Origin of the sequence: Streptomyces africanus (assembly GCF_002150735.1) — a bacterium.
Classification (GTDB): domain Bacteria; phylum Actinomycetota; class Actinomycetes; order Streptomycetales; family Streptomycetaceae; genus Streptomyces; species Streptomyces africanus.
In genome coordinates this window covers 1-8234 of record NZ_MUKA01000424.1, presented here as the reverse complement: position 1 = coordinate 8234, position 8234 = coordinate 1, and the positions used below count along the sequence as shown (strand labels likewise).

7 protein-coding genes are annotated in these 8234 nt (G+C 74.8%); 2 read left to right on the top strand and 5 right to left on the bottom strand.

What is annotated here, in order from left to right:
• Together CCL05_RS38480 and CCL05_RS38475 are read left to right on the top strand one after the other, a co-directional pair.
• Nucleotides 1-571: aminotransferase class I/II-fold pyridoxal phosphate-dependent enzyme (locus CCL05_RS38480; protein ID WP_143590016.1), on the top strand; the 571-nt coding region annotated here is incomplete at its 5' end.
• 48 nt (nucleotides 572-619) lie between these two features.
• Nucleotides 620-1087, top strand: coding sequence for a carboxymuconolactone decarboxylase family protein (locus CCL05_RS38475; RefSeq protein WP_107400571.1), 468 nt, complete (start codon nucleotides 620-622; stop codon nucleotides 1085-1087).
• Nucleotides 1088-1159: 72 nt separating this feature from the next.
• Here CCL05_RS38475 and CCL05_RS38470 read toward each other — a convergent pair whose 3' ends face one another.
• The 5 genes from CCL05_RS38470 to pabB are packed head-to-tail and all read right to left on the bottom strand — an operon-like array spanning nucleotide 1160 to nucleotide 7893.
• Nucleotides 1160-1960, bottom strand: coding sequence for an aminotransferase class IV (locus CCL05_RS38470; protein WP_086565257.1), 801 nt, complete (start codon nucleotides 1958-1960; stop codon nucleotides 1160-1162).
• Nucleotides 1961-1971: 11 nt separating this feature from the next.
• Nucleotides 1972-3150: an FAD-dependent monooxygenase gene (locus tag CCL05_RS38465; protein ID WP_086565256.1), complete on the bottom strand. Its 1179-nt coding sequence runs from the start codon at nucleotides 3148-3150 to the stop codon at nucleotides 1972-1974.
• Nucleotides 3147-4706 (bottom strand): class I adenylate-forming enzyme family protein, encoded by a 1560-nt coding sequence (locus tag CCL05_RS38460; protein ID WP_086565255.1) that lies wholly within the window; start codon nucleotides 4704-4706, stop codon nucleotides 3147-3149. The genes CCL05_RS38465 and CCL05_RS38460 overlap by 4 nt, the downstream gene beginning before the upstream one ends.
• Nucleotides 4707-4729: 23 nt before the next feature.
• Complete coding sequence (locus CCL05_RS38455) at nucleotides 4730-6253, bottom strand: AMP-binding protein (protein ID WP_086565254.1); 1524 nt, start codon at nucleotides 6251-6253, stop codon at nucleotides 4730-4732.
• Nucleotides 6250-7893 carry an aminodeoxychorismate synthase component I gene (pabB, locus tag CCL05_RS38450; RefSeq protein WP_425275975.1) on the bottom strand — a complete coding sequence of 548 codons (1644 nt, stop codon included), beginning with the start codon at nucleotides 7891-7893 and terminating at the stop codon, nucleotides 6250-6252. The genes CCL05_RS38455 and pabB overlap by 4 nt, the downstream gene beginning before the upstream one ends.
• Nucleotides 7894-8234: the final 341 nt, after the last annotated feature.

Here is an 8234-nt window from a genome sequence, read left to right as displayed (position 1 = left end):
GGAGGACGACTACGACGGCGAGTTCCGCTACGACCGTCAGCCCGTGGGCGCGCTCCAGGGCCTGGACCCCGACCGGGTGGTCTACCTCGGCACCGCGAGCAAGTCCCTGGCACCCGGGCTGCGGCTGGCCTGGATGGTGCTGCCGCCGGGCCTCGTTCAGGAGACCGCCGCGGCCAAGGGCTGGATCGACACCTGCGGGGTGCTCGACCAGCTGACCCTGGCCGAGTTCCTCGACGCAGGGGCCTACGACCGCCATGTCCGCGCGACCCGCCTGCGCTACCGGCGCCGCCGCGACGCCCTGGTAGCCGCCGTCGCGGCCCGGGCACCCGAGGCCCGCGTCACCGGCATAGCGGCCGGGCTGCACGTCCTGCTGCGGCTGCCGCCCGGCACCGAGCAGTCGGTGGTCCAGGCGGCGCACTGGCGGGGACTCGCGCTCCACGGACTCGCCCACTACACCAACCCCGCAGCGCGGGCCGAGCCGGTGGACGCCCTCGTCGTGGGATACGGGACACCGCCGGACCACGCGTGGTCGGGGGCGCTGGACGCGTTGTGTGCGGTACTGCCCGGATAATCGCGCGAATTCCCCTCCGGAATGCCGCCCAACGGATATGGTCGCCCCATGAGCGAAAGCACTTCCCTGCCCCGCGTGGCCCTGAAGAAAATAACGCCCGACGTCTCCGCTGCAATGGGCTCCCTGCACGCCGCAGCCGTTTCCGCGGCCCAGGACGCCAAACTCGAACCAGAACTGCTGGAACTCGTCAGGATCCGCGCCTCGCAGATCAACGGCTGCGCCTTCTGCATCGACATGCACACCAGGGACGCCCGCGGCCAGGGCGAGACCGAGCAGCGCATCTACGCCCTGAACGCCTGGCGGGAGACGCCGTTCTTCACCGAACGCGAGCGCGCCGCACTGGCGTTGACCGAGGCGGTGACGCTCGTCCACGACGGTCGCGTCCCGGACGCGGTGTACGCCGAGGCGGCCGGCGTCTTCGACGACAGCCAGATCGCGGCGCTCATCTGGTCGGCCACCGTCATCAACGCGTACAACCGGATCGCGATAGCGACGCGTATGGTGCCGAAAAACTGAAAAGCGGCCAGCCGAAGAATACGCCGGGTCGAATTCGACCCGGCGTAGCCATTTCCTGGCTGTTTCCTCGATTCAGCCGGCCGGAAGCGGCTCCATGAGGCCGTCCAGCCAATTCCGCCATTCCCCGGCCCGCTGCGTTGGGGGCACCCGCATCGGCCGCCCGACCCAGTTCGTCACGGGCCGGATCCCGTGCAGCGCGTTCACCAGCCACACTTCACGCCCGTCCAGCTCGGCCACGGTCCGCTCCCGGTGCGCGATCCGGATCCCGGAGCGCAGCGCCCGCTCCTGGACCAGAGCGGACGTCACGCCCGGCAGGACGGGCAGCCGCGGCGGGGGCAGGCACAGGGTGTCGTCCTCCCACCACAGCACGCTGGCCGTGGCCGACTCCAGCACCGTGCCCGAGGGCGCGATCAGCACCGCCTCCTCCGCGCCCTCGCCGGCCGCCCGGCGCCGCACCCGGGCCAGGGTGTCCAGGTCCGGGCCCTTGCGGCGGGGCACGGTCCGCGGATCGGACTGGCCCGCCGCCCACAGGCGCACCCCCGTGCCGAGCGGCGGAGCGGGCCGGACCAGCAGCCGCAACTCCAGGGAGCCCGCCGCCAGTTCCACCCGCGGGAACCACGCGCCCGTGCGCGGCAGCACGGCGGTCACGTCCCGCCAGAACGCGACGAGCCGACGCGGATCCGGCCCGCCGCAGTCGCCGCAGGCCCGCGCGAACCGCTCCCGGTGCCGGTCATGGGCCCGCACCCGGCCCTCGCGCACCAGCCACGAGTCCGCGACGAGCAGCCGCCCCCCTGGCGCCTGGTCCGCGGCCGGGGCCAGGCCACGGCCGGGCGCCCACGTCCACAGGCCTTCCGCCACCGCCGTTCTTGTCACCGACCGCCTCCTCAGTACTTGCGTCCCGCCACGGCGGGTGCCCCGTGCCGGGGCCCGTACGGCGCGTGCTCCAGCCACGACCCGCACCACGGCAGCACCGGCGCCAGCGCCGCCGCCGTCCGCTGCCTGACCCGGACGATCCGGCGGCGCGGCCGCAGATGGTCCAGGGCGGCACCGGCGGCGGCACTGTTGAACAGGGCTGCCGCCCGCCGCACCTCGGCGAAGCGGACGACCGCCTCGCCGGTCCCCGCGGCGATCGCCTCGGCGGCGGCCGCCGCGTCCGCGATCCCGCTGTTCATGCCGCGCGCCCCGAACGGCGGGAAGAGGTGCGCCGCCTCGCCGGCCAGCAGCACCCGCCGGTGCGGATCGGTGAACGAGGCCGCCACCTTGCGCAGGAAGCGGTACGTCGACACCCACAGGATCCGCTCGCCGTAGCCGTCCCCGACGACCGAGGGCAGCCAGCGCCGTACGGCCTCCTCGGTGCCGAACTCCTCCGGCCGGTCGTCGTCCCGGCACTGGAGGTCGACCTGGAAACCCCCGGTGAACGGCACCCGCATCACACTGCGCCCGCCCACCCCGGGATGCTCGTAGTGGAAGACCCGCTCCAGCGGCAGCTCCGCACCCGGCACGTCGGCGACGTCCACGACGACGTGGAAGCCCTCGCCGTGCGTGCCCTCCAGGGCGATGCCCAGCTCCCGCCGGACCGTGGAGCGGGCCCCGTCGGCGGCGATCGCGAACGCGCCGGACCACACCCGGCCGTCCGCACCCGTCAGCCGGACCTCCGTCCCGGTGGTGTGCACGCCCGTCACGCGCGCGCCCCACACGAACTCCACCCCGGCCCGCGCACAGGCCGCCCGCAGGAACCGTTCGGTGTCGGTCTGGCGCAGGCTGGTGAAGGGCGGCGGACCGGACGGCGGCGGGAACGTGCGGGAGTACACCTCACGTCCCCGGTAGAGGGTGCGCCTGGTGTGCCAGGTCCGCCCGTAGGAGGTGATCTCGGCGGCGAGGCCGGGCCGCATCGCGTCCAGCAGGCCGAGGGTCTCGCGGTGCACGAACAGCGCCCGGCTGCCCGGCCGTTCACGGTCCTCCGGCTCCGCCTCCAGCAGGACGGCCGGAAGCCCGTGCGCCCGCAGTGCCAGCGCCGCCGACAGGCCCACGGGACCGGCGCCCACGACCAGGACCGGGGTCATGCCCGGACCCCTTCGGTGAGCATCCGGGCGATCTCCACCCGCTTCACCTTCCACGTCGCGGTCATCGGCAGGTCCTCGAACCGCCACTGCCGCGGCTCGGCCATCGCCGGCAGCCCCGCCGTGGCCCGCCGCCAGCGCTCCGGGTCCAGGGGGCGCTCGCCGCGCACGCACACCACCGGCACCGGCTCCCGGCCCGCGCCCGGCACGATGACGACCTCGCGCAGCTCCTCCAGCCGGGACATCAGTACGTCCTCGACCTCCAGATTGCTGTGCACGGCGTCGATCTGGTCCACCTCGCGGTCGATCAGGTACAGCGCGCCCAGACGGCTCCGGTAGCCCATGTCGCCCATCTCCCACCAGCCGTCGGTGAGCTGACGGTCGTAGCGCTCCGGCATGCCGAGGTAGGTGAGGATCCGGCCCCGGGTACGGGCCTCGATCCTGCCCGGGGTGCCGGGCGGGACCCGCTCGCCCCCGGCGTCGGTGACCCGGACCCGGGTGAAGCCGGGTATCCCGAACCCGACCCGGCGCCCGTCCGCGCGGGCCGCGCTGCGCCGCGTCACCACCTGGAACGCCACCGGGCCCGTCTCGCTCTGCCCGTACAGCTGCACCAGCCACGGCGTACGGCGCCGCGAGGCGCCCAGCAGCCGCCGGACGGTACGCGGATGGATCGCGTCGAACGTGGAGCCGTACGCCCGCACCCGGGACAGCGGGGCACCGGGCGCGTCGGCCAGCTCCTCCCACAGCACGAACGTGTTGGGGTGCGTCTCCACGATGCCGGGCCGGTGCCGGACCAGCAGCGGGCCCACCGCGGCCGGATCCGGGTCGGTGATCAGCACCAGCGGGCTGCCGAAGTGCAGCAGGACGCCGAGCAGATGGTAGAAGCGCGAGTGCACGAACGACAGGTGCAGCGCCGCCGGCTCGCCCCGCGTGGGCCAGCCCATCGCCTGTTGCGGCACCAGCCGGTTCCACATGGTGTGCGCGCAGTGCACGGCCAGTTTGGGGATGCCGGTGGTGCCCGAGCTGTGGGTGATCAGGGCGGGTTCGCGGGGGTGCAGCCGGACCGGCGGGGGAGGCTCGGCGCCGGCGTACTTCGCCAGGGGCTCGGCCCCGGCCGCGTCGTCCACGCAGAGCGTCCGCCGCACCAGCCCGGACAGGGGCAGCGTGCCGAGGCCCTCCAGCGTGGCGCCGTCGGTGATCAGCCAGGGCCGGCGCAGCCGCTGAAGGAGCTGCCCGGCCACCGCCGGGGCCAGTGCGGGCGACAGCAGCACCGGCACGGCTCCGATACGGGAGACCGCGCAGGCCAGCAGCATGATGTCGACGTTGTCCGCCTTGTGCACGACGACCTGCTCCGAGGGCCGCACCCCGGCCTCCCACAGCCGGCCGGACAGGTCCTCCACCAGGTCGGCCAGTACGGTGTAGCTCAGGTCGGCCCCGAGGGCCGGGGCGACGTCCAGCGGCCGGTCCAGGGTGACGAAGACGGCCCCGTGCCGGTCGGCCGCACGCCGGAACACCGGTCCCAGATAGAAGCCGCGGTCGGTGAACAGGGGGGCTCGCATGCGGTCGTTCCTCTCCACGGGGCTCACCAGGCGCCCCGTCGCACAAGATGGCGGCGCAGCTTCCCGGTCGGGGTGCGCGGCAGCGACGGGACGAAGCTGACGCTGCGGGGGACCTTGAAGGCGGCGAGGCTCTCCCGCGCCAGGCCGATGAGCTCGTCGGCCAGGCCGTCCCGCACCGGCGCGGCGGGGACCACGAAGGCCCGCAGCCGGCTCGCGCCCCGCCCGTCGGGCACGGCCGCGACCACGACCTCCCGCACCGCCGGATGGCCGCGCAGCACGGCCTCCACCTCGACCGGAGCGACGGTGATGCCGCCGACCATCTCCATGTCGTCGGTCCGGCCCAGATGCCGGAAGGAGCCGTCCGGTTCGCGGCACGCCCGGTCGCGGGTGGCCAGCCAGCCGCCGACCAGCGTCCGGGCGGTCTCCTCCGGCCGGTTCAGATAGCCGGGCGTCACCGTCGGCCCGCGCACCCACATCTCGCCCTCCTCGCCGTCGGGCACCGGGTGGCCGTCCCGGTCCCGCAGCTCCACCTCGAAGCCGGGCACGGGACGGCCGACGGTGCCCGGGTGGTTGTGGGCGAAGCCGTTGGCGCAGAACGCGTGACCGGCCTCCGTGGAGCCGATCTGCTCCAGCACGGGCGCGCCGAGCAGCGCGGTCACCTGCCGGCCGAGCCCCTCGGGCAGCCCCTCGCCGGCCGACACCGCAGCCCGCACCGAGGCGAAGCAGCCCTCGTGCCCGTGGCCCCGCTCGGCCACCAGCGCGGCGTACGCGGACGGCACGGAGTACAGCAGCGTCACCCGGTGGCGGGCGACGAGCTCGTCGATGATCGCCGGGGTGGGGCGCCGGTCCACCAGCACCGCGGACGAGCCCGAGAACAGCGGGAAGACGAAGGCGTTGCCGAAGCCGTAGGCGAAGAACAGCTTCGACACCGACAGGGTGACGTCCTCCGCGGTGATCCGCAGCACCCGCCGGCCGACGAGGTCGTGGTACGTCCGGGGATCGCCGTGCGTGTGCACGACGCCCTTGGGGCGGCCCGTGGTGCCGGAGGTGTACTGGACGTAGAGCGGGGTGTGCGCGTCGGCCTGGTGAGCGGGCGCGGGCTCGGCGGCGGGGGCGAGCGCCATGAGCTGGTCGGCGCCCAGACGGGCCCGTCCCGCGAACCGCTCCTCCAGGCCCGGCCCCGTCACGCAGAGCACGGCCCCGGCGTCCTCGGCCAGGAACGCGTGGTCGGCCGCGGGGAGTTCGGGGTTGACCAGGACCGCGACGGCGCCGAGACGGGCGGTGGCGAGGAAGGCCGTCACCCAGGCGAGGGAGTCGGGCAGCGCCAGCAGCACCCGGTCCCCGGGGCGTACCCCGTGTCCGGCGAGCACGGTGGCGGCCCGGGCCGCCAGGTCGTGCACCTCGCCGTGGGTCCAGGCGCGGTGTCCCTGGCGGAAGGCGGTCCGCCCGCCCCACCCGCGCCGCTCGGCGAGCTCCGCGAGCTGGGCCGCGAGGTTCCCGGGCGCCTCGGTCCCGACGGGGTGCGGTGCGACCTGCGGACTGGTCATCGCCGGGCCTCCCCGGCCGCCCCGGCCCGGTCACCCGGCGGGGCCTGCCGCCGGATCCGGTCGGCCGTGTGGTGGTGCAGGGCCCGCATCGGGGCCGCGGTCTTCAGCAGCATCTCCTCGTACTCCGCGTCCGGATCGGAGCCGAGGACGATCGCCCCGCCCGCGCCCAGATGCATCTGGCCGTCGGCGAACACGGCGGTACGGATGACGATGCTGAGATCCGCGCCGCCGCCGCACCCGAAGTAACCGAGGGCGCCCGAGTAGACGCCCCGCGCCTCGGACTCCAGCGAGTCGATGATCTCCAGCGTGCGCAGCTTCGGCGCGCCGGTCATTGAGCCGCCGGGGAAACAGGCCCGCACACAGTCCACCGCGTCCGTGTCCGCCCGGAGCCTGCCCTGCACGGTCGAGACGAGCTGGTGCACGGTGGCGTACGTCTCCGTGGCCATGAGCTTGGAGACCCGCACCGAGCCCGTCCGGCAGACCCGGCCCAGATCGTTGCGGAGCAGGTCGACGATCATCAGGTTCTCGGCCCTGGTCTTGGCGTCCGACGCCAGCGCGTCCCGCAGCCGGGCGTCCTCCTGAGGCCCGTCGCCCCTCGGCGCGGTCCCCTTGATGGGCCTGGCCTCGGCGGTGCCGTCCCGTCCGATCCGCAGGAACCGCTCGGGCGAGGACCCTGCCACCTCCAGTTCGCCGAACCTCAGGAACGCCGCGTACGGGGCCGGGTTGTCGCGGCGCAGCGTCCGGTAGAACTCCAGCGCGTCGGGGGGTGCGGGCAACCGGGCGGCGTTGGTCAGGCAGATCTCGTAACTGGTGCCCGCGCGCAACTCCCGCTTGCACGCCTCGATGTCCGCGAGGTACGTCGCCCGGTCGCGCACCAGCCACGGCTCTGCGGCGCCGGGGTCCGCCGGGGCCGGCGGCACGGGCAGGGGCGGCCGCTGCGTCGCCACGCAGGTGAGGTCGGCCAGGGCGCTCTCCAGCCAGTCGGCGGCCTCCCGAGCGGCCTGCGGGGTGTCCTCCGCGAGGCAGACGGCGTACGTGAAGCCCTCCTGGTGGTCCACCGCGATCACCCGGTCGGCGAACAGCCAGGCGGCGTCCGGGACGGGGGAGCGGTGCCGGTTGGGCGACCCGCAGTCCGCCTTCACCTCGTAGCCGAAGTAGCCGACGTACCCTCCGGTGAAGTCGAACGGCAGCCCGGTCGCGTCCACACGGCGGTTGCTCAGCTGCCGCTTGAGATAGTCGAAGACACTGGCCGCGACCTTCCTCACCGGCCGCCCGGCCCGCTCGATCGCACAGCGCCCGCTTTCGACGTCGTACCGCACGAACTCGGCGAGCGGTCCGCTGCCGTCCCCGAAGAACGAGAACCGCGACCGCCCCGGCTCCACGAACGAACTGTCCAGCCAGAACGCCCGCGAGGCCCCCGCGTACATCCGCCCGAAGGCCGCCTCGACGTCCACAGCCCCGACGATCCGCCGAGTGTGCAGCCGATACCCGACGCGGTGGGGGCGACGGGGCCGGGGGATGGTGGCGGAGGGATCGGCCGCACCGGACCGACGTGGTGGGGTGGACGGGCCGGCTTCGGAGGCAGGCGCGGCCCCGGCGGACGGCGCTGCCCCGTCGGCTGTCCCGGCCGCGTCGGTCATCCCGACCCTGCCGGACGGCACAACGTCGGCGGACGCACCGGCCCCCGGGGACGACATGGCCCCTCCGGACGGCATGGCCCCTCCGGACGGCACAGCGCCGGCGGACGCACCGGCCCCTCCGGACGGCACAGCGCCGGCGGACGCACCGGCCCCGCCGGACGCACCGGCCCCCGCGGACGGTATGGCTCTGCCGGACGGCACAGCGTCGGCGGACGCACCGGCCCCCGCGGACGACATGGCTCTGCCGGACGGCACAGTGTCGGAGGACGCACCGGCCCCGCCGGACGGCACGGCTCTGCCGGACGGCACAGCGTCGGCGGACGCACCGGCCCCCGCGGACG